Raw genomic sequence first — 859 nt, forward strand, 5'->3', positions numbered from 1 at the left:
GGGGGTGTCAGGATTTCCGTGTTCAAGGCGGGTGGAGTAATTACACGGAAGGCCGAACGAATCGATCTGCGTAAAGGATAGCGAATTGGTTCATAGCCGTCTTCCAGTCATGAGCAGCGCTTCCCCAATTCGCGGTGATGTTGCGCAAGGCCAGCCAGATGAGTTTGGTGGCGGCCTCGTCGGTCGGGAAGTGACCGCGGGTCTTGATGATCTTGCGCAGTTGCGAGTTGATATTTTCAATCGCGTTCGTCGTGTAGATGATCTTGCGCACACCCGGCGGAAACGCAAAGAACGGGATCACGCGATCCCAGGCGTTGCGCCACGCGCTACTGACGGTCGGGAATTTCTGACCCCACGGACCATCCGCAAACGCATCGAGTTCGGCCTGAGCGGCTTCCGCGCTGGGAGCGGCGTAGATCGGCTTGATCGCGGCGGCCAATCCGCGGCGGTCTTTCCAACTGGCGTAATCGAGGCTGTTGCGGATTAGATGGACGATGCAGGTTTGCAGCGTCGTGGCCGGAAACACTACCGCCAGCGCTTCGGGCATGCCCTTAAGACCATCAGTGACCGCGATCAGGATGTCGTGAACGCCGCGCGTCTTCAGATCGTTGAACACCTTCATCCAGAATTTGGCACCCTCGGTATTCTCGATCCACAGGCCCAGGATCTCCCGGGTGCCGTCGGGCAGCACGCCCAGCGCCAGGTACACCGCCTTGTTGCGTACGACGGCGTCTTCGCGAATCTTGACCCGCAGTGCGTCGAAAAACACGACCGGATACATCGGCTCGAGCGGTCGGGCCTGCCAGGCCGTCACTTCGGCCATGACCTCGTCGGTCACGGAGCTGATGAAGTCGGGCGA

The 859-nt window shown here is 60.1% G+C and carries 1 protein-coding gene; it reads right to left on the bottom strand.

The genetic code is table 11. The features are described 5' to 3' along the window. Window positions 1-40: 40 nt before the first annotated feature. Window positions 41-859: IS256 family transposase (locus C4B30_RS35005; protein WP_105133687.1), on the bottom strand; the 819-nt coding region annotated here is incomplete at its 5' end.

The organism is Burkholderia sp. BE12 (assembly GCF_002959955.1).
GTDB lineage: Bacteria > Pseudomonadota > Gammaproteobacteria > Burkholderiales > Burkholderiaceae > Burkholderia.